Genomic DNA, 24,473 nt, shown 5'->3' with positions numbered 1-24,473 from the left:
CGCTACAGCCAGGTGGTCGGGCGGATGAGATTGGCGAGATCCACCAGGGTGTATCGATGCCGACGCTCGGGCGCTTTGCGGGCGAGCGCCCGCAGTGCCGACTCGGCCCCCGTCCGCAGGCCGTGTTCGGTGAACGGGACACCGAGAAGCGTTGCAGTCGCGGGTATTCGACCCGACCGCAACCAGTCCACCGCCACACCGAGCACGAGAACGCGGGTCTGCAGTGCACGTCGTTCGTCGTGGGCGAGGAGCTCGACCCGTTGGGCGGCTTCTAGTAGGTCCCGTTCGCACACGTCCGCGACGGGGCGGTCGTGGACCAGCACGAGCACGCTCGTCAACCGCGCTTCTGCGTAGTGTCGCGAGGTGGGCGGCACCTCGTCGAGTGCCCGGACGGCGCCGTCCCGGTCACCACGGTGATCGAGTTGCCTGGCGAGGCCGAACGCCGCGCTGACGACGCCGTGATCCGTCCGCCACACTGTGCGGTAGAACTTCTCGGCCTCTCGCCGCCACACCTCGCAGTCCTCCCCTTCCCGGTACTCACAGCGCATCTCCGCCGTCGCCGCCAGCGCGAGCTTCGGAGCATCCTCGCCGGGCAGCGCAGTCAACACGGCGTCGAAACGGGCTGGCGCCGCCTCAAAGTCGCCCTCGAGAAGCGCACATATCCCGCTGTACCAGTCGATGCGCCACGCGTCTCCGCGCTCGAGCGGCAGAGAAGACAGGATCTGCCCTGCCTCCCGGGGATGTCCGAGGTCGAGGTGCGCGCGGGCTTCGGCGAGCGGGATCTCGATGCTGGGCCCCGCACCGCCCCCCACCGCTTCCCGCGCCCGGCTCAACGAATCCAGGAGTTCCTTCGGCCTGCTGTGCACCACCGTGAGGTACGGTGCCGCCGGATCATCGGGGTTGACGAGTGGGATAGGAAGCGCCCGAGCAACACCTATCGCACTGACGCGTTCGTTGCGGCGATGCCCGTCCACATACACATCGGTGCGGCTGATGGCGAGGTCCGTGCCGAAGGTGGTGCGCTGCGGGCTGAACAGTCGGGAGAGACCGGGATTCGGACGCCCGGTCTTTTGCGCGACGATCTCCCGGAGCACGCCGTCCAACTGTGTCGACATCTCCTCGGCGGACACGAACCGACGGTCCGGATCGGCATCTGTTGCTCTGAGCAACAGCCGATGGTAGAACTCGTGCTCGGCCAGTAGCGGGGCCTGCTCCGGGGCGGGGAGACCGTCGACGTAGCGTCCCGACTCCGACGGCAGATCGATGGTGAGCGCGGCGAGCGTGCGGCCGACGGTGTAGATGTCCGAAGCCACCGTCGGACCGGTAGTGGCGATCTCCGGCGCCTGATAACCCGGGGTGCCGTAGATGTAGCCGTGGTCGCCGATGCGCGCGACCGCGCCAAGATCGATCAGCTTGAGCTGATCGTGGTCGCCGATCATGATGTTCTCGGGTTTGAGGTCGTTGTACACCAGTCCCATGGAGTGCAGATACGCCATTGCGGGCGTCACCTGGAGGATGTAGCCGATCGCCCGTTCCACCGGAAGCATCGGCCGCGGCGCACCGTCGCGTGTGTCCGCCCCGACCTCCGCCAGTACGTCCCGGAGCGTCTTCCCCCGGATGTACTCCATGACGATGTATCCGATGGGATTGCCGTCCAGCCCCGGGTGTTCGACGAAATTGAAGATCTTGACGATGCTGGGATGCGTGACTTCTGCGAGGAACCGCCGCTCGGCCAGAGCCACCTCCTGCGCCTCAGGATCGCCCGAGTGCAGCAGTCCCTTGAGCACCACCCAGCGATCGTTCACGTTGTGGTCCAGCGCGAGGTAGATCCAGCCCACCCCGCCGTGCGCCAGGCAGCCCAGCACCTCGTACTGCCCGGCGACAAGCTCGCCTGTCTCCAGTTGCGGCGAGAAGGTGAACACGGTGCCGCAGTGCTCGCAGACGCCCTCCGTGGGCCCGGGTTTCCCGCTCGTCGAACGCCCGACCGGGCGACGGCACCGGTCGCAGAACCGTTTGTTCTCCGCCACCACGGGGTTGGTGAGGAGCATCGAAAGTTCCTGTGTTCCAGGTCGGTCCACAGTCGTCGTCGCCGAGTCGGTATCGTCGGCGAACGGGTCGAACCGCACACCGCGTGTGGATTGCGGCTCAACCGGGGGTGTTCGCTGAGTTTCGTCGCTCACGGCCCGACACCTCAATCCCGATAGGTCGGGGCGGGCGGGCCCGGAACGGGGCCGAGTACGGTCAGCCACCTGTCGTAGAGCGCCATCCACGTCCCGTCGGCCCGCATCCGATCGAGGGTGCCGTTCACGAAGCGCACCAGATCCTCATGGCTCTTGTTGACGCCGATGCCGTACGGCTCCGATTCCAATGGGGGGCCGACGATCTCGAGATTCGGATCCTGGGCGGCCAGCCCGGCGAGAATCGAGTCGTCGGTGCTGGCGGCGTCGGCGTGCCGTTGCTGAAGGACCACCAGGCAGTCGTCCCAGTCGGGAACCGCGACAATCGTCGCCTCGGGTTGCACTCGCTGAACGGTGGCGAGCGACGTGGTCTCGGTGGCGGTGCACACTCGCTTGCCCGCAAGGTCCGCCGGTCCCTCGATGCCGGAACCCTTCGGCACCAGCAGTCGCTGGTAGGCCTGGAAGTAGACCGTCGAGAAGGCGACGCGCTCGGCACGTTCACACGTGATCGTGGTGCCCTTGACGACGAGATCCACCTCGTCGTTCTCCAGCGCGTCGAAGCGGCTACCGAAGGTGAGCAGCCGGTACTCGACCTTGGACGGATCGCCGAACAGATCGCGGGCAACCTCCTTCGCGACGTCGACGTCGAATCCCATCAGGGTGCCGGTGGTGGGGTCGCGGAAGCTGAAGAGGTTGGTGTTCTGGTCGAGTCCCACGACCAGGCGTCCACGGGCCAGAATGTCGGCCACCGCAGAATCAGGGGGTCGAGTTCCTGGTGGGACAGCCGGGCCGGGCCGCAGGCTGGCGAGCGCACCACACGTGTCCGGTGTGGGCGGTTCCGCCGGCGCGATGCCCGACGGAGGCAGAATCTGCGCCCCGTCGGACAACGGAAACTCGGCGTAGTCGCCGCCGGGGATCGGCGAGAGCGGTTGCGGGGTGGCGCACCCGGCGAAGAGGACGGTGGCGCACGCGCACACCAGGAGGTGCGGGCGGAAGGCGCGCCGTCTCGTCCGTCTCGGTCGATCCACCGGAATCATCAGTGGTACTCGTTCAGTCTGGGCCAGATCCCCCCACCGACGGCGAACCCGCAGAGGACGCCGATCACTATGCTACCCACCGCAAGCAGCGACAACGACCGATACGCTGCGGCCATTCCGTCCAGTTCCTCGGCGCGAAATCGCTCGATGCCGGTCCGGAGAGATTCGTCCAGGGCGGCGAACCGAGCGGTCGACGCGAGCTCGCCCGAACCGATGGCGAGGGCGCTCGCACCCGAGTAGTCGCCGGCCGCGAGCCTTTGCTGCAGCATGTCGTGGGCGGTCCGCCACCCGTCCAGCGCGGCAAGCGCGTCGGCAACCTCGGGTCGCCCGTCGCTCTGTAACCGTCCGAGGATGTCGGCCACTGCGGAGGAGTGCGCCGCGTAATCGATCTCGGACTGCTCGTCGGAGCCGCGCTGCAACAATGCCAGTGTCTCGTCCGCCCGTGCCTGCTGGGCGAGAATGCGCGATTGTGTGATGGTGGCGAGTGGTTGTGCCCCTTCGCTTCTCGCCCGGTCGATCGCCGATGTGGAGACCAGTGCGGCCGCGGCCAGCCACACCAGGAGGGTTGCGGTGAGAAGTGAGGCAACGACGAGACCGGGGTTGACGCGACGCTTACTCTTGCGCGCCAGGTAGACCTGGGCGAGGACAAGTGCGATCAGCAGTCCCGCGGTGACGACGAATGCGGCCCGCGGCAGCCGGGCACCGTGGGCCTGCGTGTCGGCGACGGACCGCGACTGTTCGATGTACAGACGCTCGGCTGCAGGCAGGATGGTGTCCTGCATCAGCGCGGACGCGTCACCAAGATAGGCGACGCCCACCGGATTGCCCGACCGGTTGTTGGCGCGGGCGGTCGCGACGAGCGTGGTGTACACGGACATGTGCCTCGACACCTCCGACAGCAGGCGCAGCGCCCCGGCGTCCGTCGAAGACACTCCGTTAGACGCAGTCACCAGGGCGTTCGATGCATCGCCGATCGCCTGGTTGTACCGGTTGCGTACCTCGCGGGGTTCGATTCCACCGGAGATGAAGGAGGTCGTGGCTGCGGCGTCGGCGATCGACAGAGAGCTGTACAGAGCTTCCGCGGCGTACGCGAGCGGTTCGGTATGCGTCCGTAGCACGTCGATCCGCTGTTGACGGGCACCGATCGCGGCCGAAGCGATGGCCCCCGTCGCGAGTGCTGCAGTCACCAGTGCGATGCCCAGCACGGAGAGCCGGCCCGGTGTCGAGGCAAGAAATTCGCGCCAGGGCTGCCGTCGGGATTCGGGCTCGACGAGCAGTGACTCGTCCAGCGAGTGCTCTTCGGTGACGGCGTTGTCTCCGCGGTGGAACACGGTGTCCTCCTCCGCCGAGGTGTACTGCCAGTGTGCCCGATTTTCGCCGTATCGTGCCGAAAAGTCGATGTCGGGGGCCGGACACAGAAACGAGGACAGGGACCCGGTTCGGTCCCTGTCCTCGAGTTCGATGCGGGTTCGTCAGAGTTGCTCGCGCGCTGAAACTCCGACGAGTTGCTCCGATTCGGGGTTGGGTGCCGATGCTTCTTCGGCCGCGGGGACGGTGCACTGCGGTTCCGCAGCCGACCGGCTGCGGCGGCGGAATTCGTAACCGATCAGGATGAAGACCAGGGTCACCACACTGAGCCAGAACTGCGAACGGGTGGTGGGCAGAACCGCCATCGCGGCAATCACGGCCCCCATCAAACCGATGGTCGCGTAACTCAGCCACGGGAACAGCCACATCTTCAGGCTGAGGGCCGAGGGGTCCTGCGCTTCGAGCTTCTTCCGCAGGGCGACCTGGGAGAGGGCGATCATGAGGTAGACGAAGAGCGCGACGGCGCCGTAGGAGTTCACCAGGAACGAGAACACCAGGTCCGGGGAGACGAAGGCCGCGACCACGGATGCATACCCGATCACCGTGCCGGCCAGGATCGCGCGCCGTGGCACCCCGCCGCGGGACAGGTGCGTGAACATCCGGGGGGCGTCGCCGTTCCGAGTGAGGGCGAACAGCATTCGGGAGGAGGTGTAGAGCGCCGAGTTCAGGCAGGACAGCACCGCGGTGAGGATGACGATGTTCATGATCGTGGCGACGCCGGGAATGTGCAGGGCCGAGAGGGCTGCTGCATAGGGGCTGACTCCGACGGCCTCGGTGCTCCACGGCACGACCGCGACGACGACGAAGATGGAGCCGACGTAGAACGTGATGATCCGGACCACGATGGAGCGCATCGCCCGGGCGACCGCCTTCTTCGGCTCCGCCGATTCGGCCGCCGCGATGGTCACGATCTCGGCGCCGGTGAAGAAGGCGACACAGGGGACGACCGCCGCCAGCACCGCGCCCCAACCGAGCGGGGCGAACCCGCCGTGGCTGACGAGGTTCGCGACTCCGGGAGTCGAGTCGGGCCACAGTCCGGTGATCCAGAGTGCGCCCAACCCCAGGAAGAGGACGATCGCGATCACCTTGATCGAGGAGAACCAGTACTCGAACTCGCCGAATGAACGCGCAGAGACAAGATTAGTGCAGGTCAGGATGACGAGGAGGCCGAGACTGAGGATCCACAGCGGCGCGGACGGTAGATACAGCTGCAGTATGCGCCCGCCCGCAATGGCCTCGACGGCGACGACGATGACGAAGAAGTACCAGTACATCCACCCGACGGAGAAGCCGGCGCGATTACCGAGCGCTTCCCGGGCGTAGACGTAGAAAGATCCGACGACGGGCTTCGCCACCGCCATTTCCGCGAGCATCCGCATGATCAGGAGGGTGATGACCCCCGCGATCAGGAACGACACGATCGCTGCCGGGCCGGCGTTCTCGATGACGACGCCGCTGCCGACGAACAATCCGGCACCGATCACGCCACCGAGGGCGATGAGGTTCATGTGCCGTTTCTTCAGGCCTTTTCCGAGGCCGGAGTCCTGAGTTCGGACCGGGGGTGGTGTTGAGGTCACGTCTTCCTCCACTGTGCGCTGACCGGGATCGTCAGGTCGCCATCGCGGTCCGGGGCGGACCGTCGGCGGTTCGGAACGGAGAACAGTGCCGGCGGGAGATACGGGAGACGATCTACCGCGAACTGAACTGTTGGTGTGATTCACAACACTGTATGGAGGGTGTGGAGGGGAGCACAGTGCCAGTTCGGGCACACCTCTGAGGTCCAGATCCAGGTGAGGAGGGAAAGGGAGGTACGCGAGAGGGCGGGGACAGTTCGATGCGCCTGCGTGACCAACGCGCAGGCGCATCGAAAGTCCTAGCCTTCGGTGTCACGGGCAGTCGCGCCGCACTCACCGCATGCCTGCATCAGCGCCGCACTGCGCGGGCGCCCGGCACGGGCCGGCAACCGAACCGCGGACCGGAAGCGCGACGCAGGTCGGCCATCGGAGTCGATCGTCGGATGGGTACGGCGACCCGCCCTCCGCGCCGCCGGGAGGAGCGGCGACCAGGGCCAGTGCCGGCCGACGCTGCGCCGCGCCCGCAGGAAGCCGAGGCCGAGTACGAGCCCGAAGATCAGGTGCCCGATCAACGAGAGTGCGAGCGTCGTCGGCGTGAGCGGAAACATGGCTTGCTGCCCGTCCGGCGACAGGGCGACCGTGGCGATGAGGCCGGCCCACACCGGGAACACCGCGAAGGCGACGGAGGTGAGGACGACGGTGCGGCGTGACAAGTGCTGAAGGCCCAAGGCAAGGGCGATGAGGAAGAAACCGATCCCGATTCCGCCTCCGTCACCGATGTAACGCCAGAGATAACCGACGATCGCGCCGGTCCGAGTGTCGGATCCCGCGTGGAGCCAGGTACCCATTTTCGGAATGAAGTCACCCCACAGGTCGAGCAGGTACACGGTATCGAGGCGGAAGATGTCGTAGACCAGACACGCGAACATCCCCCAGCCGAGGCCATGGCCGACGATGCGGTCGATCGGGTGCGGAGCGAATACGCACAACACCGCGAGGGCGGCCGCGAGTGGAATGATCACCAGCGCGCCGGTGGTGTTCATCGGCACGACACCGAACACCTGCGCCGAGATCGCCAGTAGCGGTAAGGCGGCGAGCAGAAGGTACAGGCCTGTCCGGGTAAGGGTCCAGTGGTGGCGGACTCGCTTCGGGCCGGATTCGACGGTGGGCGCGGCGGTTCGCGCCAACTCGTGATCGTGCGCGGCGGGTGCAGTGGTGCCGAGGTTGTGCGACACAGGGGTGAGTTCCTTTCGATGGAGGGAGCTTCTTTCTCTGAGGGTCCCGTTCTGACGTTCTCAGCGTCCGGCAGATGGGCGGGTGTGAACAGTCACCTGAGGGTTAGTAATCGTCACCCTGAACGCCTTTGGATAGCCGAAGTCGTAAAACCGTTTCGACACAGTTGAATACGTCCCGCCTCTCAGAGAACGCCGCATCCATGACTCCGCGGATATTCGAGTCTTGCTCACTGCTCCGGTGTTAACGTGGACGCACAGGGCGACCGGAGAGGTGCTTTCGATGAATGGTTCCATTCGGAGATTGGCCACCGTGGCACTGACACTGGTCGCTGCCGTGTTCATCGTCTCCCCACCGTCGGCGTATGGCTTCGCCGAAGACATCTGCTACGGCCCGGACGGTGCACCGCCACACAACTGCGCGCCTCTTCCGCCCAGCTGTTCGCTCGACGACCCCAACGGCCCGATCTGCGGCCTCGAGGCATTCGCGCGCTACGGGTATACCCTGCGTCAACCGCTCGGTGGACGCAGCCTCGTGCACGCCGACTCCACGTACATCATCGCCCGCACCGTCGGCTTCTCGACGCGCGACGCCTATTGGATCGCGGCATACGACGAAGCGACCGACCTCGGCACCTTCACGCCGCGCGATATCAACGGCCGACTCGTCCCCGACGCGGACGCCTGGACCACCAAGGACATCGGCGGCCTCGTGCGCACCCACTTCGCCACCGGTGGGTTTCTGTTCCACTTTCTGCCGACGATGCGTGGACCGCTCGATCCCGAACCCGACGGCTCGCGACCCGATATCGGTGATCCGCGACACGAGGTCATGCTCACGCACGTGCGGCGCTGGGCCATGGCAGGCCCGGGTAGTAGCACGCCACTGTGCACGGCTGGCTTCACCAATCCGTCCGCGGACGGCGACTATGCCACCGGCACAGGGTGTTACGGAGACGATCGGCCCGCACAGATCAACGGTGTGTACAGCCTCGAGACCCCGGTCGCAATTCCGTTCACCAACGTGACCGGGCAGCAGGTTATTTCGGGGGAAGTCCGATCGTCGCAATTCGATTCCTGGATCGGTAGCGAATCTTCGAACGCGAGAATCGGCATCTACCTGCATGCTCTCGGTGACCGCATTTCGCATCATGTCTGCACCGACGCCGGGACGATCACTGCACCATCGCCGGATCGGCCGGAGTTCCGGATCGATCTGAACAAACCCACGTGTGACCAGGGTCCGCACGCAGTCCGTCACGAGTACGAGACCGGTGTGGATTTCGCCGGGCTCGCGCCCGAGGATCAGACCACAGAGGCGGCGCTGTCGATGGTCTACGACGAACTCGTCGACTTCGCACGAATCCGCGGAACTCTCGATGCCCGGGCCCGGGCACCTGAGACGAAGAATGCACTCCTGCACGACGGCCTTCTGCCTGCGCTGGAAGTCCGGCAGCCGGTCGAGCGTCTGCACGCCGTCACCGAGGTCGGATGCCGATTCGGTGTACCGGCATTCCCCGGAAATCCGGCGTGCCGCGGCTGATCGTTGCGCACTGAGCGGGCCCGCGCAGGAACAGCCTGGATGCTCGTAAAGTTGGTGGTATTCGTGGGTTGGAGGTACGAAAATGGCAACCACCACCGTGCCGACGAGTAGCTCGTTTCTCCCGGTGGGTCCGACTCTGGGGGTGGAGGAGGAGTTCGTCCTCGTCGACCCGAACACCGGACGACCCAGTCTGTACAACACCGAGGTCTGCGAGGCCGGGCACGAGCTGGGCATCGACCTTCAGCGCGAGTTCTGTCGCTGCCAGATCGAAACGTCGACGTCGGTCGGCACCCACATCCGCGATCTGCGCGATCAGTTGTGTGAATCGCGCGCGGTGACCGCCGACGCCGCTGCCCGCACCGGATGCCAGCTGTTGGCAGTCGGAACGCCGATGTACGACCCGCCACCGAATTCGAATTCGATAACCGACACCCCGCGGTATCAGCAGATGGCCGCGCGATTCGGCGCCCTCTCCACGGGCGTGATGTGTGGCTGTCACGTGCACGTCGGCATCGAGGACCGCGAGCAAGCTGTGCAGGTGAGCAACCATCTGCGGCCCTGGTTGCCGGCGCTGCTGGCGCTGACCGCCAATTCCCCCATCGCCGGTGGCCTCGATACCGGTTATGCGAGCTGGCGGTACGTCCTGTTCGGCCGGTGGCCCAGTGCGGGACCGCCACCGTACTTCCAGTCGGCGCAGCATTACGACGACGCGGTGCAGGTGATGCTCGAGACCGGCGCCATCCTCGATACCGGAATGGTCTATTGGGATGTGCGGGTGTCGAATCATCTCCCCACTGTCGAGATCCGGATCAGTGACGTCCCTGCCACCATCAGGGAGACGATGACCCTGACCACCCTGGTGCACGCGTTGGTCATGACCGCGATCCGGGCCATCCACCGCAGTGAGTCGGCGCCAGCCATCGATCAGCAGGTGCTGCGCGGGGCGTGCTGGTTGGCGGCCCGCGACGGGCTCGCCGGGCACGGTCTCGATCCGGTGACCGCGCACCGGATGCCCGCGCACCGCCTGGTGTACCAACTTCTGGCACACGTCAAGCCGGCTCTGGCGGAGCTCGGTGAGTACTGGCAGGTGAATACGTCGCTGGCGTCGGTGCTCGATCAGGGCAACGGGGCTATCCGGCAACGCCAGACCCTTGCCCACCGGGGCAGTGTTGCCGAGGTGATCTCCGAATGCGCACGCCGCACCTTCGAAGGTTGCCTCCCCGAACCGGGCGATGCGCTGCCGCTCTGAAACCGCGGGAGGCCCCCGCGTCCCTGGTCCCTCTCCTTCCCTCAGATCTGGTTCTGGGCGGTCTGTATCTCCGAGTCGTAATGTGAGGTGACTCCCGCAAAGGTGATGTGAGTCACACATACCAGGGCGTTCGATCCGCGCCGCTCACCGGCAGGACAGGCAGGGTGGCGCGGACTTCGCCGCCGCTATTTGGAGGAAACGTGGACAGTACCGTTCCTGAACACACCGACAACTCCGGTTTGGGCAAGGGGCTCAAACGCCGGCACATGAACCTGATCGCCCTCGGTGGCGTGATCGGTGCCGGCCTTTTCGTCGGCAGCGGTGTCGTCATCGGCGGTGCGGGCCCGGCCGCGATCATCTCCTTCCTCATTGCAGGCATCATCACGTTGCTGATCATGCGGATGCTGGCGGAGATGGCGGTAGCCAGGCCGGTGGTCGGGTCGTTCTACGTCTATGCCCGGCAGGCGCTCGGACGTCGCGCCGGGTTCGCGACGGGGTGGATGTACTGGTACTTTTTCGTCATCGTTGTTGCTGTCGAGGCCGTCGCCGGCGGCCGGATCTTGCAGCTCTGGCTGCCGATGATTCCGCTGTGGCTGCTGAGCCTCGGACTGATGCTGCTGCTGACGGCCACCAACATGGTCTCCGCCCGCTCCTACGGTGAGTTCGAATACTGGTTCTCGTCGATCAAGGTCGTAGCGATCGTCCTCTTCCTCGGAATGGGTGCCCTGTGGATCACCGGGCTGTGGCCGGACTCGACGCCGGGGCTGGGCAACCTTGTCGACCATGGTGGGTTCACCCCGCTCGGCTGGGGCGCAGTGCTCGCCGCGGTCGTCCCCTGCGTCGCCTTTTATACCGGCGCCGAGATCGTGACGATTGCGGCTGCGGAGTCGGAGGAGCCGAAGCGGGCAGTGGCCCATGCCATGCGGTCGATCGTAGTGCGCATCGTGACGTTCTACGTCGGCTCCATTCTCGTCGTCGTCGCGATCCAGCCGTGGAACACCGAAAGCGTCGGTGTGAGCCCGTACGCCGCGGTGCTCGAGGTGCTCGGCATTCCCGGCGTCGCCACGATCATGAACTTCATCGTCCTCACCGCGGTACTCTCCTGTCTGAACTCTGCGCTGTACACGACATCCCGAATGTTGTTCGCGCTGACCCGCAACGGCGACGCACCGAAGTTCTTCACCAAGCTCTCCCACAACGGTGTGCCTCGTCGGGCGATCCTGCTCGGCACCACCGTCGGATACGTGTCGGTTGCCTGCACCTACGTGTGGGGTGACATTGTCTTCAGCTTCCTCGTCAACTCGTACGGCGCCGTCGCGCTCTTCGTGTACCTCCTGATCGCCATCTCCCAGGTCGTGCTCCGGCGCAGACTCGAACGCGAAGACCCTGCCGCACTGCAACTCCGGATGTGGTTGTTCCCCTGGCTGAGTTACGCGACGATCGCCCTGATGGCCACCGTCATCCTCGCGATGGCTTTCCTGCCGACAACCCGCTCCCAGTTCCTCATGAGCGGACTGACGCTCATCGCCATCCTGGTCACCTACGAAGTGCGGCGGTGGCTCGGCAAGGGCGGAACCGACGACGACGCGCTGTCCGGTGCTCCCCCTATCGGTTCGCAGGACGAGTCGGTCGCGGAGGCCGAGAAACGCATCGAGGCGATCGAAACGCTGGGCGGCTCGGACCTCGAACTGCTGGCAGCGGCACAACAGGATCCACACACCGATCGTCATCAGAGGAGAGAGTCATGAGCGCATCCACCACCGGCACTGCACGCGTCAAGCGAGGCATGGCCGAGATGCTCAAGGGTGGGGTCATCATGGACGTCGTCACCCCCGATCAGGCGAAGATCGCCGAGGACGCCGGTGCGGTCGCGGTGATGGCGCTCGAGCGGGTTCCCGCGGACATCCGCGCGCAGGGTGGGGTGTCGCGGATGAGTGATCCGGACATGATCGACGGCATCATCTCCGCCGTCTCGATTCCGGTGATGGCCAAGGCCAGGATCGGGCACTTCGTCGAGGCGCAGATCCTGCAGTCCCTGGGGGTCGATTATGTCGACGAGTCCGAGGTTTTGACCCCGGCCGACTACGCGAACCACATCGACAAGTGGAAGTTCACCGTCCCGTTCGTGTGTGGTGCGACCAACCTGGGTGAGGCGTTGCGGCGGATCACCGAGGGTGCGGCGATGATCCGGTCGAAGGGTGAGGCCGGCACCGGCGACGTGTCGAACGCGACGACGCACATGCGGACCATCGGTGGGGAGATTCGCCGGTTGACGTCGCTGAGCGAGGACGAGCTGTATGTGGCGGCGAAGGAGCTGCAGGCGCCGTACGACCTGGTGGTCGAGGTGGCGAAGGCCGGGAAGTTGCCGGTCACCATGTTCACCGCCGGTGGCATCGCGACCCCGGCGGATGCGGCGATGATGATGCAGCTCGGCGCGGAGGGTGTGTTCGTCGGGTCGGGGATCTTCAAGTCGGGTAATCCGGCGGAGCGGGCCGCGGCGATCGTGAAGGCCACCACGTTCTTCGACGACCCGGACGTGCTCGCGAAGGTCTCGCGTGGGCTGGGTGAGGCGATGGTCGGGATCAACGTCGACGACATCCCGGTTCCGCACCGCCTCGCCGAACGCGGCTGGTGACGTACCGAACCCACCGTCGTCGTTCAGCCCAGCAGTCCGGGGATGTCCGCAGCGCTGTCCAGTATGTGCGTGTGGGGCTCCCGGCTCAGCTTCGCCGCGTCGTGCGCGCCCGTCAGGACACCCACAACGTACCGTGCCCCGGCGTTCGTCCCGGCCCGTAGATCATTCGGAGTGTCCCCACCCACCAGCACCTCGTCGACGCTCTGCACTCCGGCGAGTTCCATGGCGTGGAAGATGAGATACGGCGACGGCCTGCTCATCCGCACCTGATCGCTCGTGATCACACCGTCGATGTCCCGGCCGATCTCCCACCCGACCTGCTCCAGTAGTGGTTCCGCGATCTGACGTGAATAGCCGGTCTGGAGAACGACCTTGATGCCGCGCTGCCGCAACGCGCCGAAGGCGTCGTGAACCCCGGGCAGTGCGGTGGGCGGAGTCTTGCGGTACGCAGCCAGAAGCATTGCGGTGAAATCGGATTCGACGGCGTCCAGTACCGTCTTCTCGGACGAGGTGCCGCTCTCCCGCAGCAGGCCCTCGATGGCCTGCCGTTTGCCGGTGCCGTTCCACCTGTCGAACCGATCGTCCGGAATCGGTTTGCCGAGGTGCTTCTCGACGGTGTCGCGCAACGCGACATACACGGCACCGCCTTCGTCGACGCTCGTTCCGGCGATGTCCAGAGTGACCAGGGAAACCCCGTGTTCGGCCATGAGTGTGACTCCTCGCTGTTGAGCCACCGGCAGGTGATGACTGTCAGTGGGCGATCATCGACAGCACTTCGGCAATAGCGTCGCTGTTGATACCGCACGACAGGTCGAGCGTCCGGCAGCGGTCGTAGTACGGGCTCAGGTCCAGCCCGACTCCCAGCCCGTACACTTCGACGGCCCGCTCGTCCTCGTGTCGCTCGACCACGTCCTGCAGGTGGTGGTCCAGGTAGAACTCGTCGTTGGCCAGGGCGGTGGCGCCGTCCAGTGGGCTTCCGTCCGAGATCACGAACAGGAGCCTCCGGCCCTGGCGGTCCCGCATCCGGGAGCACGCCCAGTCGACGGCCTCACCGTCGACGCCCTCTTTGAACAGGTCGTTCTTCAGCAGCCCCGCGATCGCGGGACGGGCTCGGCGCCATGAGGTTTCGGCGTCCTTGAACACCAGCTGCCGCACCTCGTTGAGGCGGCCCGGGTTGCGCGGACGGCCAGACCGGAGCCAGTCTCGGCGTGCCCGTCCCCCGTTCCATGCGGCGGTCGTGAAACCCAGGATCTCGCAGCGGGCGTCGGCCAGTTCGAGTGCCCGGGCGAACACGTCGACCAGGACTGCGACCGGTTCGCCGAACTCTTTCATCGAACCGGAGCAGTCGATGAGGAAGGTCACGGTCGTGTCGGTGTGCGGCTCGGTGCGTTCGGCCCGGAAGAGTCTGCGCTCGGTTGGCGAGGTGACGAGCTGGGCGAGCCGCCGACCGTCGAGGTATCCCTCTTCCCGGCCGCCGTCCCATCCGTCGGGGACCGGTTCCGCGAGCACGGCTTTCAGCTGCCGTCCGAGTTTCCGGACGTTGAGGTGCTGCAGGTCGATGACGAGGTCGAGTCGCCGGCGGTACTCCTGGAGTAACTCCGGCCGGACGAGGGACGCGATCTGCCGGGTCTCGTCGTAGGCGCGGGTGAACACGCGATACCCGTCTCCGCCCTCCCCCAGCGCGCGACTGCGTCCCGATACTGCGGCCTGGAAGGTCTCGTCGTCTTCGGGGTCGAAGTCGAACAGGAGGGAGAACGCCGTCCGGCCGTCGCTCCGGTCGTCGGTCGAGACGTCCGTGTCGGTGGGTGACTCCAGGTGACGGCCGATCAGCTCGGCGACGGCCTGCGCGTGGATCCCGAAGTCGTTTTGCGAGAAGCGGGTTCGACGCAGCCATGGGAGGTGTCCGCCGAGAACGGAGGCGAGAGCGAACCGGGTCGATTCGATCAGGTCCTCGGTGGCCTCGGGTATCGGTTCGGCGGTGATCCGGGCCCGGCACATCTGTGTCACCGTGAACAACAGCATTCCGTGCACCGTCTCGGTCAGACCGGACGTCACGTAGTCCTGCGACCACTGCGTGAAGCGGTGGGAGAGGTTGGCGCGCACGCCGATCCACGCGTCGGCGGCCAGCGACTCGACGCGGAACTGTTCCAGGATCTCGAAGACCAGCCGACGCGCCGTATCATCCGGGCACAGGCTCCGGTGCAGGACGGGATCGGTGTGGAGGAGGCGCGACGCCATGCCGTCCGCCGCACCGCGGAAGGACGCGAAGCCGGCGCCGTCGAACGTCGGGTGGAGGTGCGGGGCGGGCATCGGCACGCGCCGATGTCCGCGGTGGAGTTCCGGTCCGCGGAAGTGCAGTCCACCCTGGCCCGCGAGGGCGCGGATCGAGGCGGCACAGAGTTCGTGAATTTCCTGCTGACGGCGGACCGATGTGGGGCGCACGGACAGTTCTGTCATGACTGCCCGCTCAGGCCGTGCTCGTCGCGAGCATCGCCGACCGCTCCAGTTCCGAGTCGAAGCACCGCTGGAAGTACTCGTAGACGACGGGCCGCTCGGCCTCGTCGCACTTGTTGACGAATGACAGCCGGAATGCGAGCGCCGGGTCGTGGAAGATCTCGATGTTCTCGGCCCAGGTGATCACCGTGCGCGGCGACATCAGCGTCGACAGGTCGCCGACGCGAAATCCGCTCCGGGTCAAATTGGCCACGGCGACCATCGACCCGATGAGCTGACGGCTCAGCGACGGCACTCGTGCGGACACGATCTCGATTTCCTGTTCCGCGGGCAGGTGATCGAGTGTCGCGACGATGTTCCAGCGATCGATCTGCGCGTGATTGAGCCGCTGCACACCGTGATACAACCCGTTGAGATTGCCCAGGCCGACGGTGTTGGCGGTGGCGAACAACCGGAACGCCGGATGCGGAGTCAGGACCCGGTTCTGATCGAGCAGGGTCAGTTTTCCGTCGCGCTCGAGGAGGCGCTGGATGACGAACATGACATCGGGACGGCCGGCGTCGTATTCGTCGAGGATCAGCGCGACGGGCCGCTGCAGTGCCCAGGGCAGAATGCCTTCCTGGAATTGGGTGACCTGCTTGCCTTCTCGGAGGACGACCGCGTCCTTGCCGATCAGGTCCAGCCGGCTGAGATGTCCGTCGAGATTGACCCGCACGCACGGCCAGTTCAGCCGAGCCGCGACCTGCTCGATGTGTGTGGACTTGCCGGTGCCGTGCAGTCCCTGGACCATCACCCGGCGGTTGCGGTCGAACCCGGCGAGCAGGGCGGTCGTCACCGCGTGATCGAACCGGTACGCGGGGTCGATGTCGGGGACGTGGTCGACGGGTTCGCGGAAGGCACGCACCGTCAGGTCGGTGTGGAGTCCGAACAGCTCGCGCGCGGACACCACGTGGCTGGGGGCCGCAGTGGTCATTTCGGGCATGCGCCCTCCTTCAGTTCAGGTCTGTCACTTCGGTCTCCGTGACCTCGTTCTCGATCTCGCCGATGGCGTCGGCCGCCCTCCGCAACGCAGGAAGGAGCTTGAGCGCCTTGTCGGGGGTGAGTCGCATGACCGGGGCCTGGACCGCAATGCAGAGATTGGAATTGCCTGTGGCGCAGGGGACGAGCACCGCGGCGCAGACGAGTCCGGGGAGGAACTCTTCGTCGTCGATGGCGTAGCCGTCGCGGCGCACCTGCTTGAGTTCGTTCTCGATCAGCTCGATGTCGGTGACGGTCTTGTTGGTGTAGCGCTCGAGCGGCATCCGCCCGAGGAGTCGCCGGCGTTGGGCGGGGCTGAGCTGTGACAGGATCATCTTGCCGCTGGCCGAGCAGTGCGCTGGCACCCGCGAACCCGCATGGAGTGTAAACCGCAGGGGCTCGGAGGTTTCCACTCGGTCGAGATACACCACTTCGCTACCCGACAGGGTGGTCACGTTGCAGCTCTCGCCGAGTTCCGCGACGAGGTTTCGGAGGATGGCGTGGCGCGCACCGTGGTGGGTGTCGTTGAGCAGCAGATTCTCGGCGAAGCGGCGCAGGCGCACGCCGGTGCCGTAATGCCTGCCGTTGTTCTGCCGGGTGAGGAGTCCGGCGCCCTCGAGCTGCTGGAGCATCCGGTGCAAGGTCGGCTTGGCCATGCCCGTCTCCTCGACGAGCCCCTGCAACGTGAACAGCTGGTCCTTGGACGCGATCATCTCGAGCAGCGCGAACAGGCGGAGCGTCGGTGTGTCTCCGGGTAGCTCCGTTGTTGGGTGTCCGTTCGACTCGTCGATCCGGTGAATCTCACCCACGGTTCCTCCTAGGCCCAGACGGCGACGCCTTCACGTCGTGTATCGAAAAATCATACATCCCGTTCCAGTTTTAGGAACATTCATTGACGAAGTGTGTGACGTGGCCTACTGTTCGAATACATCACAAAATCACGAACGAAACGTTCCGATTTTTGACATTCTCAGCCGTTTCCGGCGCACCCCTGAAGGAGGATCACGCATGAGCAAGAAGAAGAACGGTGCCGATCGCACCGCTGTCTCCGGCGTACAGAAGATGACACCGTCGGAGGCGTTCGTCGAGACCATGGTCGCGAACGGTGTGACAGACATGTTCGGCATCATGGGTTCGGCCTTCATGGATGCGATGGACATCTTCGCGCCCGCCGGGATCCGGCTCGTCCCGGTGGTGCACGAGCAGGGCGCGGGACACATGGCGGATGGATACGCCCGGGTCAGCGGGCGGCACGGCATGGTGATCGGCCAGAACGGGCCGGGAATCAGCAACTGTGTCACGGCGATCGCCGCCGCATTCTGGGCACACAGCCCCGTCGTCATCGTCACCCCCGAGGCCGGCACCATGGGAACTGGCCTGGGCGGCTTCCAGGAAGCCAACCAGTTGCCGATGTTCCAGGAATTCACGAAGTACCAGGGGCACGTCAACAACCCCAAGCGCATGGCCGAGTTCACCGGCCGGTGCTTCGACCGCGCGATGTCCGAGATGGGTCCGACGCAGCTCAACATCCCGCGCGACTTCTTCTACGGCGAGATCGAGACCGAGATCCCGCAGCCCACCCGGCTCGACCGCGGTCCCGGCGGCGAAAAGAGCCTGAACGAGGCTGCAGAACTGCTCGCCCAGGCCGAATTCCCGGTGATCGTGTCCGGTGGCGGTGTGGTGATGGCCGACGGCGTCGAGGAGTGCAAGGCCCTCGCCGAGCGTCTCGGCGCCCCCGTCGTCAACAGCTACCTGCACAACGACTCGTTTCCCGCCAGCCACCCGCTGTGGACCGGACCGCTGGGCTACCAGGGTTCCAAGGCCGCGATGAAGCTGATCAGCCAGGCCGACGTGGTGCTCGCCCTCGGCACCCGTCTCGGCCCCTTCGGCACGCTGCCGCAGCACGGCATGGACTACTGGCCCAAGAACGCGAAGATCATCCAGATCGATGCGGACCACAAGATGCTCGGCCTGGTGAAGAAGGTGTCGGTCGGAATCTGTGGCGACGCGAAGGCTGCGGCCGTCGCACTCACCGAACGCCTCGAGGGCAAGGCCCTCGCGTGCGACGCCAATCGGGCGGCACGCAGCGAGAAGATCGACGCCGAGAAAGCCGCGTGGGAGAAGGAACTCGACGAGTGGACGCATGAGCGCGATCCGTTCAGCCTCGACATGATCGCCGAACAGGAAGGCGAGGAGGGCAATTGGCTGCACCCCCGCCAGGTGCTGCGTGAGCTGGAGAAGGCGATGCCGGAAGACGTGATGGTCTCCACCGACATCGGCAACATCAACTCCGTCGCCAACAGCTACCTCCGGTTCGAGAAGCCGCGCAGCTTCCTGGCTCCGATGAGCTTCGGTAACTGCGGATACGCGTTGCCCACCATCATCGGCGCGAAGGCGGCGGCACCGGAACGGCCCGCCATCGCATACGCAGGTGACGGCGCCTGGGGGATGAGCCTGGGCGAGGTCATGACCGCGGTCCGGCACGACATCCCGGTCACAGCCGTCGTCTTCCACAACCGGCAGTGGGGTGCGGAGAAGAAGAACCAGGTCGACTTCTACAACCGCCGCTTCGTCGCCGGTGAACTCGAGAGCGAGTCCTTCGCCGGGATCGCACAGGCGATGGGCGCCGAAGGCATCGTCGTCGACAAGCTCGAAGAGGTCGGCCCCGCACTGCAGCGCGCGGTCGCCGCACAGATGAACGAGGGCAAGACGACGGTCATCGAGATCATGTGCACCCGCGAACTCGGCGACCCCTTCCGCCGCGACGCGCTGTCGAAGCCGGTTCGCTTGCTCGACAAGTACAAGGACTACGTGTAGTCCGCTTTTGCGACCACGTAGCCCCCGGCGCCGATGCCGGGGGCTACGTCCCGTGCTCTTCTGGTACTGACGATCGGGCGCCGTCTGGACCTGTCGCTTCGCCGCCGCGACCCCCACACTTCTGACGGGGACAACGGCGAACGGAAGCGGTGCAACAGGGTATGGCGGCAACGGTGTGGGATCTGTCGCTGCCCGCCCTCCTCCTTGCGCTCGGCATCGTGGTGGCCGGCGGCGTAGTCCGCGGTTTCGGTGGCTTCGGTGGTGCGATGGTGTGGGTGGCGGGACTCGTCGTCCTGCTCCCGCCGACGTCGGTGATCCCCACCGTGTTCGTCCTCGAGGTCGTCGCGAGTGCAGCGATGCTGCCCCAGGTGTGGCGGCAGGTGCACTGGAAGTCGTTGCGCTGGTTGTTCGTCGGCACCCTGATCGGCATGCCGCTCGGGATGTGGGCGCTCACACAGCTGTCCGGTGACCTGGTGCGCGTGCTCCTGGGTGTGGCGATCATAGGCTCCGCCGTCGCGATGGCCGCCGTCCCCGACCGCCAGTCACTGCCCGGCCCCGGCGCGACGACCGTGACGGGCGTGGCGTCCGGCCTCCTCAACGGCGGCTTCGCCCTCGGTGGTCCACCCGCCGTCCTGATGTATTTTTCCGCGTCCTCCCACGTGGCGGCCGGGCGTGCCTCGCTCGTCGTGTTCTTTCTCGTCATCGACGCGTTCGGCGCCGCCGGCTCGGCTGCTGGTGGTCTCCTCACGGTTCCCGTCCTGGCGCAGATCGCCTTGTTCACGCCGCTCTGTATGTTCGGCGCAGCCGCGGGAAAATGGTTGTTCGACCGCACCACCGCCCAGCAGGTCCGCCAACGGGTGCTGTGGCTACTCGGCTTCCTCGGCGCCGCCGTCCTCGTGCAGGTGGCGTTGCGCTGAGGCGATTTTCGCCGCGCAGTTACCGGGAGTGGCGGAAACTCGCCTGGCACGCCTGGCCGAGGAGCGCGATACCTTCTTCGATGGAGCGCAGGGGAATGGCACCGTAGCCGATTCGGAAGTTGTTGCGCGGCGGCACGGGCTGTGTGTAGAAGATGTCACCCCGTTCGATGAGGACTCCGCGGGTTTCCGCCTCGCGCACCAGGACCCGGCAATCGAGGTTCTCGGGCCCGGTCATCCACAGGCTGACGCCCCCGGGCGGATACGACTCCTGCGGCCATGGAAGGTACTTGTCGACGGCCGCGCAGAGGCGTTCCCATTTGTGCTTCATCTGGCTGCGGTGGTGTCGTAGTGCACGGTGGTACTCGCCGCTGTCGATCAACATGGCCAGGGCGCGCTGCTGATGGCCGGGTGGGTGGCGCAGCACGTATCGGCGGGCATTGCGCAGTTCGCGGACCAGGTCGGCGGGCCCGACGAGGTAACCGAGGCGCAGTCCGGGTGCCAGGAACTTCGAGAAGGTGCCGAGGTACACGGCGTCGCCGCTGGAGTCGAGCGCCTTGAGTGCCGGGCTGGGACTGCCGTGATAGCGGAATTCGCTGTCGTAGTCGTCCTCGACGATGACGGTGCCGGATTCAGCGGCGAGTTGTAGCAGGTGCTGACGCCGGTCGATTCCGAGAGTGGCATTGGTCGGATGATGGTGACTGGGCGTCAGGTACATCAGATCGGTGCCGCGCAGAGTCTCGGGTGGGCGCAGGCCGCGCTCGTCGACATCGATGCCGTACACCTGGGCGCCGGTGCGCAGAAAGATGTGCCGGGCATCGAGATAGCCCGGGTTCTCGATGGCCACGCGGTGTTCCGGGCCGAGCAGCACCCGCCCGACGAGGTCCAGGCCTTGCTGTGATCCGACGGTGATGAGTACTTCGTCCGCACTCGCCTCGATTCCGCGGGACGGCAGCAGGTGCTGGCGGATCATGTCGATGAGCATCGGGTCGTCCGCTCCGACGCTGTCCTGAAGGCTCGCGTAGGCGTGCGGTTGATACAGCGCGTCACGCAGGCAGCGCACCCACGCGCGGGCGGGAAAGCTCCGGATGTCGATCTGGCCGGCCAGGAAGGGGTAGGGATAACTGTGCCAGTCGAGATTCTTCTCTATGTGCGGAACGTCGACGTCGGCGTAACGCCTTATCCGGGTGGACCAGTCGATGCGTGGGATGGTCGCGCGCGCGTCGGATGCCAGGGTCTCGATCATGTCGGGATTCACGAACATGCCCGACCGCTGATGGCTCTGGACCAGACCCTCCGCGATCAACTCCTGATAGGCGAGATTGATCGTGTTGCGCGAAATCGCCAGGTCGACGGCCAGCTCGCGGGAGCTCGGAAGGCGGTGACGTGGATCGAAGAGTCCGTTGGCGATGCCGTGCTCGATCGCCCGCCGAACCTGACGGTAGAGCGGCTCGGTGGAAGTGCGGTCGACCTCGATCAGTGTTCTCGGCACGCATCGCCTCCTGTACATCAACGGCGGGCTGACGACGAGGCCGGCCCGGCACGCCGAGAAGTTCTCGGGTGAGCACTCCTCAGTATGCCGGGCCGGCGAGTGGAATCAGACGAGGTCGAGCCCTTCTTCCACGTCGATCGACTCGATTCCGAGTGCGACGCCGACGGCATCGTTGGTGAGCCGCCCCGCGACCGTGCTGACGCCCGCGCGGAGAGCGGCGTTCTCCCGCGCGGCGCGCGCGAGTCCCTTCTCGGCGATCTGCAACGTGTAGGGCAGGGTGACGTTGGTCAGCGCATGCGTGGAGGTGTGCGGCACCGCTCCGGGCATGTTCGCCACGCAGTAGAACACCGAGTCGTGGACCCGGAACGTGGGGTCTGCGTGGGTGGTGGGACGCGAATCTTCGAAGCATCCGCCCTGGTCGATGGCGATGTCGACGAGAACGCTGCCTGGCTTCATCCGGGAGACCAGCGAGTTCGAGATGATCTTCGGGGCCTTCGCGCCGGGGACGAGCACGGCACCGATGACGAGGTCGGCCTGCATGACCTCCTGCTCGATGGAGTAGGCGTTGGCGGCGAGGGTGCGGATCCGGCCCTGGTACATCCGATCGGCGGCGCGGAGCTTGTCGACGTTCTTGTCGAACAGGACAACGTCGGCCCAGGTGCCGGCGGCGACCGCGACGGCGTTCATGCCCGACACGCCGGCGCCGATGACGACGACGCGGGCCGGCAGCACCCCGGACACCCCGCCGATGAGTACGCCTCGGCCACCTTCGGGCCGCATGAGTGCCTGTGCGCCGACGAGTGGTGCGAGCCGGCCGGCGACCTCGCTCATCGGGAACAGTAGGGGCAGTGACCCGTCGGGAAGTTGAACGGTCTCGTACGCAACGGAATTGGTTCCCGCAGAGAGCAGGGCGCGGGTGCACTCCTCACCCGCAGCGAGGTGCAGGTAGGTGAACAGTGTGAGGTCCGAACGCATCCGGTGGTATTCCTCCGCGATGGGCTCTTTGACCTTGAGGACCAGTTCGGCGCTCTGCCAGACGGCGTCGGCCGTGTCGAGGATCTTTGCCCCCGCGGCGCCATAGGCGTCGTCTCCGATCGACGATCCTTCTCCCGCACCACGTTCCACGAACACGTCGTGTCCGTGGGTGACGAGTTCGTGCACTCCGGCCGGAGTGGCCGCTACCCGGTACTCGTGGTTCTTGACTTCCTTGGGGATACCGATCCTCATCTGAGACCTCCGTTGGCTGGGCTGATCACTGCTCCGTCCACAAGTCGTGGTGCCGGGGCGATAACGAAGTCTGGATCACCCTGGCATGGGACCAGAAGGACCAGTTTTGCGTCGGCTATCGGGACCAGTCTGGACCCATCGAATACTGCTCTTCTGGCCCTGACCTGGGGTCCACGCCATCCGTATGGTGTGGATCACAGCCATTCGACAACGAAGGAGATGGTCGTGGACGTCACCGAATTGCGAGCACGGGCCCGCCGGCACCTCGGACCTCATTTCACCCGCAAGGACACCTGGGACAGCGACTTCCCGGTGTTCGTTCGTGGCGAGGGCAGCTATTTGATCGACACCGAGGGCGACCGTTTCCTCGACGGTCTGGCAGGCCTGTTCTGCGTGAACATCGGTCACGGCCGTGACGACATCGCCAAGGCGGCGAGCGAGCAGATCGGGACGCTGGCGTACGCCTCGAACTGGGGCAGCGCTCACATTCCCGCGATCGAGGCGTCCGCGCTCATCGCCGACCTCGCGCCCGGCGATCTCGGCACGACCTTCTTCGTCAACTCGGGATCCGAGGCGGTGGAGACGGCCGTCAAGTTCGCCCGGCAGTACCACCGCAGCCAGGGCAACCCTCAGCGAACCAAGATCATCAGCCGCGAGATGGCATACCACGGAACCACTCTCGGCGCGCTCTCGGTGACACAGCTGCCCAAGATCAAAGACCCGTTCGGACCGCTGCTGCCCGGGGTTCGCTCCGTGCCCAACACCCTCGGCTACCTCGGCGACTGCGGCCCGGCGAACGAGCTCGACTGCATCGCCGCGATCGAAGCCGTCATCGAGGAAGAGGGCGCCGAAACCATCGCGGCCGTGTTCGCCGAGCCGGTTCAGAACGGGCGTGGCGCCCTCGTTCCGCCGGACGGGTACTGGCCCGCGCTGCGCGCGCTGTGCGACAAGCACGGGATCCTGCTCGTTTCGGACGAGGTGATCTGCTCGTTCGGCCGCCTCGGACACTGGTTCGGGCACGGGCTCACCGGTGTGGTGCCCGACATGATCACGTTCGCGAAGGGCTCCACCTCCGGATACGCCCCGCTCGGTGGCCTGATCGTCCGCGAGCAGCTGGTGCGCGAGCTGTACGACTCGCCCAAGGGCGGCGTATTCACCCACGGCGCGACGTGGGGCGGACACCCGGTGTCGACGGCGGTGGCGGTCGCCAACATCACCGCGATGCGCGACGAGAACGTGCTGGGCAACGTCACCGCGCGGGGCCCGAAGTTGCGGTCGGCACTCGACTCGCTGATGAACGCGCACCGCTGCGTCAAGGACGTGCGCGGCACCGGCTTCTTCTACGCGATCGAACTGATGGCCGACAGCGACAGCGGCCGCGAGTTCACCGAGCAGGAGTCGCTGACGGTGTTGCGCAAGGTGCTGCCGGAGGCGTTCGCCCGCACCAAGGTCATTCTCCGCGGCGACGACCGTGGTGCCACGATGCTGATGATTTCGCCACCGCTCGTCGCCGACGACGAGGTGCTCTCGGAGCTGCTCCACGGAATCGACAGCATGCTCACCGACATCGAGAAGGCAATTCAGCCGTAGGGAACGACACGTTCCCCGAGTTCCAGCGGGTGGGGGGGGGGGGGGGGGGGGCGCCCCCCCCCCCCCCCCCTGGGGGGGGGTGGGCGGCCCGGGCCCCCCCCCCCCCCCCCGCGCCCGCCCTGTGAAAAGCACCCCCACACCCTTGGG

At 66.1% G+C, this 24,473-nt stretch carries 18 protein-coding genes; 7 read left to right on the top strand and 11 right to left on the bottom strand.

The features are described from left to right. Positions 1-2: 2 nt before the first annotated feature. From R4P95_RS28445 to R4P95_RS28425, 5 genes are all read right to left on the bottom strand, one after another. On the bottom strand, positions 3-2,180 hold the full coding sequence (locus tag R4P95_RS28445; protein WP_213575474.1) for a serine/threonine-protein kinase: 2,178 nt from the start codon (positions 2,178-2,180) through the stop codon (positions 3-5). An 11-nt stretch (positions 2,181-2,191) separates the two neighbouring features. Beyond that, positions 2,192-3,214 carry a glutamate ABC transporter substrate-binding protein gene (locus tag R4P95_RS28440; protein WP_317747219.1) on the bottom strand — a complete coding sequence of 341 codons (1,023 nt, stop codon included), beginning with the start codon at positions 3,212-3,214 and terminating at the stop codon, positions 2,192-2,194. After that, positions 3,214-4,545, bottom strand: coding sequence for a hypothetical protein (locus R4P95_RS28435; RefSeq protein WP_213575476.1), 1,332 nt, complete (start codon positions 4,543-4,545; stop codon positions 3,214-3,216). The genes R4P95_RS28440 and R4P95_RS28435 overlap by 1 nt, the downstream gene beginning before the upstream one ends. A 141-nt stretch (positions 4,546-4,686) precedes the next feature. Then, positions 4,687-6,090 (bottom strand): amino acid permease, encoded by a 1,404-nt coding sequence (locus tag R4P95_RS28430; RefSeq protein ID WP_249354553.1) that lies wholly within the window; start codon positions 6,088-6,090, stop codon positions 4,687-4,689. A gap of 365 nt (positions 6,091-6,455) precedes the next feature. Continuing rightward, positions 6,456-7,391: a hypothetical protein gene (locus tag R4P95_RS28425; RefSeq protein ID WP_213575478.1), complete on the bottom strand. Its 936-nt coding sequence runs from the start codon at positions 7,389-7,391 to the stop codon at positions 6,456-6,458. A 280-nt stretch (positions 7,392-7,671) separates the two neighbouring features. On the opposite strand from R4P95_RS28425, the gene R4P95_RS28420 reads away from it, so the two are divergent. The 4 genes from R4P95_RS28420 (at position 7,672) to pdxS (ending at position 12,815) form a co-directional block, all read left to right on the top strand. Next, positions 7,672-8,931, top strand: a complete 1,260-nt coding sequence (locus tag R4P95_RS28420) for a hypothetical protein (protein ID WP_317747217.1) — start codon at positions 7,672-7,674, stop codon at positions 8,929-8,931. Between the two features lie 82 nt (positions 8,932-9,013). Beyond that, entirely contained in the window at positions 9,014-10,180 is a 1,167-nt protein-coding gene (locus tag R4P95_RS28415; RefSeq protein WP_317747216.1) for a glutamate--cysteine ligase, read from the top strand. Positions 10,181-10,380: 200 nt separating this feature from the next. Beyond that, on the top strand, positions 10,381-11,928 hold the full coding sequence (locus R4P95_RS28410) for an amino acid permease (protein ID WP_317747214.1): 1,548 nt from the start codon (positions 10,381-10,383) through the stop codon (positions 11,926-11,928). Then, positions 11,925-12,815 (top strand): pyridoxal 5'-phosphate synthase lyase subunit PdxS, encoded by an 891-nt coding sequence (gene pdxS, locus R4P95_RS28405; protein ID WP_109334706.1) that lies wholly within the window; start codon positions 11,925-11,927, stop codon positions 12,813-12,815. Before R4P95_RS28410 ends, pdxS begins: the two co-directional genes overlap by 4 nt. Positions 12,816-12,838: 23 nt before the next feature. On the opposite strand, the gene R4P95_RS28400 is transcribed toward pdxS, so the two are convergent. Genes R4P95_RS28400 through R4P95_RS28385 form a run of 4 tightly spaced genes read right to left on the bottom strand, consistent with a single transcriptional unit; the run spans position 12,839 to position 17,095 of the window. Beyond that, positions 12,839-13,522: a phosphonatase-like hydrolase gene (locus R4P95_RS28400; protein ID WP_317747213.1), complete on the bottom strand. Its 684-nt coding sequence runs from the start codon at positions 13,520-13,522 to the stop codon at positions 12,839-12,841. Between the two features lie 43 nt (positions 13,523-13,565). Then, complete coding sequence (locus R4P95_RS28395; protein WP_317747211.1) at positions 13,566-15,272, bottom strand: cobaltochelatase CobT-related protein; 1,707 nt, start codon at positions 15,270-15,272, stop codon at positions 13,566-13,568. A 10-nt stretch (positions 15,273-15,282) separates the two neighbouring features. After that, positions 15,283-16,251, bottom strand: coding sequence for an AAA family ATPase (locus R4P95_RS28390; protein ID WP_213575484.1), 969 nt, complete (start codon positions 16,249-16,251; stop codon positions 15,283-15,285). A gap of 10 nt (positions 16,252-16,261) precedes the next feature. After that, positions 16,262-17,095 carry an IclR family transcriptional regulator gene (locus R4P95_RS28385; protein WP_213575485.1) on the bottom strand — a complete coding sequence of 278 codons (834 nt, stop codon included), beginning with the start codon at positions 17,093-17,095 and terminating at the stop codon, positions 16,262-16,264. 199 nt (positions 17,096-17,294) lie between these two features. Between R4P95_RS28385 and xsc the strand changes: the two genes are divergently transcribed. Together xsc and R4P95_RS28375 are read left to right on the top strand one after the other, a co-directional pair. Then, positions 17,295-19,103 (top strand): sulfoacetaldehyde acetyltransferase, encoded by a 1,809-nt coding sequence (gene xsc, locus R4P95_RS28380; protein ID WP_109334701.1) that lies wholly within the window; start codon positions 17,295-17,297, stop codon positions 19,101-19,103. Positions 19,104-19,264: 161 nt separating this feature from the next. Then, positions 19,265-20,020 carry a sulfite exporter TauE/SafE family protein gene (locus tag R4P95_RS28375; protein ID WP_213575486.1) on the top strand — a complete coding sequence of 252 codons (756 nt, stop codon included), beginning with the start codon at positions 19,265-19,267 and terminating at the stop codon, positions 20,018-20,020. 19 nt (positions 20,021-20,039) lie between these two features. On the opposite strand, the gene R4P95_RS28370 is transcribed toward R4P95_RS28375, so the two are convergent. Both R4P95_RS28370 and ald read right to left on the bottom strand, forming a co-directional pair. Further along, a complete protein-coding gene (locus R4P95_RS28370) occupies positions 20,040-21,509 on the bottom strand; it encodes a PLP-dependent aminotransferase family protein (protein WP_317747209.1) in 1,470 nt (489 codons plus the stop codon). A 105-nt stretch (positions 21,510-21,614) separates the two neighbouring features. Next, positions 21,615-22,736 carry an alanine dehydrogenase gene (ald, locus tag R4P95_RS28365; protein ID WP_213575492.1) on the bottom strand — a complete coding sequence of 374 codons (1,122 nt, stop codon included), beginning with the start codon at positions 22,734-22,736 and terminating at the stop codon, positions 21,615-21,617. A 219-nt stretch (positions 22,737-22,955) separates the two neighbouring features. Between ald and R4P95_RS28360 the strand changes: the two genes are divergently transcribed. Continuing rightward, entirely contained in the window at positions 22,956-24,326 is a 1,371-nt protein-coding gene (locus R4P95_RS28360; protein ID WP_204164849.1) for an aspartate aminotransferase family protein, read from the top strand. The last annotated feature ends 147 nt before the right edge of the window (positions 24,327-24,473 follow it).

This window comes from Rhodococcus sp. IEGM 27 (assembly GCF_033142305.1).
Taxonomy (GTDB): Bacteria; Actinomycetota; Actinomycetes; order Mycobacteriales; family Mycobacteriaceae; genus Rhodococcus_F; species Rhodococcus_F oxybenzonivorans.
This window is presented reverse-complemented; position numbering and strand designations above follow the sequence as displayed.

Bases quoted from the DNA above. Each gene is read 5' to 3' on its own strand.
- R4P95_RS28395 (WP_317747211.1), bottom strand. From the start codon at position 15,272: ATGACAGAACTGTCCGTGCGCCCCACATCGGTCCGCCGTCAGCAGGAA.
- R4P95_RS28390 (WP_213575484.1), bottom strand. From the start codon at position 16,251: ATGCCCGAAATGACCACTGCGGCCCCCAGCCACGTGGTGTCCGCGCGC.
- pdxS (WP_109334706.1), top strand. From the start codon at position 11,925: ATGAGCGCATCCACCACCGGCACTGCACGCGTCAAGCGAGGCATGGCC.
- R4P95_RS28430 (WP_249354553.1), bottom strand. From the start codon at position 6,090: ATGAACCTCATCGCCCTCGGTGGCGTGATCGGTGCCGGATTGTTCGTC.
- R4P95_RS28400 (WP_317747213.1), bottom strand. From the start codon at position 13,522: ATGGCCGAACACGGGGTTTCCCTGGTCACTCTGGACATCGCCGGAACG.
- ald (WP_213575492.1), bottom strand. From the start codon at position 22,736: ATGAGGATCGGTATCCCCAAGGAAGTCAAGAACCACGAGTACCGGGTA.
- R4P95_RS28440 (WP_317747219.1), bottom strand. From the start codon at position 3,214: ATGATTCCGGTGGATCGACCGAGACGGACGAGACGGCGCGCCTTCCGC.
- R4P95_RS28415 (WP_317747216.1), top strand. From the start codon at position 9,014: ATGGCAACCACCACCGTGCCGACGAGTAGCTCGTTTCTCCCGGTGGGT.
- xsc (WP_109334701.1), top strand. From the start codon at position 17,295: ATGAGCAAGAAGAAGAACGGTGCCGATCGCACCGCTGTCTCCGGCGTA.
- R4P95_RS28375 (WP_213575486.1), top strand. From the start codon at position 19,265: ATGGCGGCAACGGTGTGGGATCTGTCGCTGCCCGCCCTCCTCCTTGCG.
- R4P95_RS28420 (WP_317747217.1), top strand. From the start codon at position 7,672: ATGAATGGTTCCATTCGGAGATTGGCCACCGTGGCACTGACACTGGTC.
- R4P95_RS28360 (WP_204164849.1), top strand. From the start codon at position 22,956: ATGGTCGTGGACGTCACCGAATTGCGAGCACGGGCCCGCCGGCACCTC.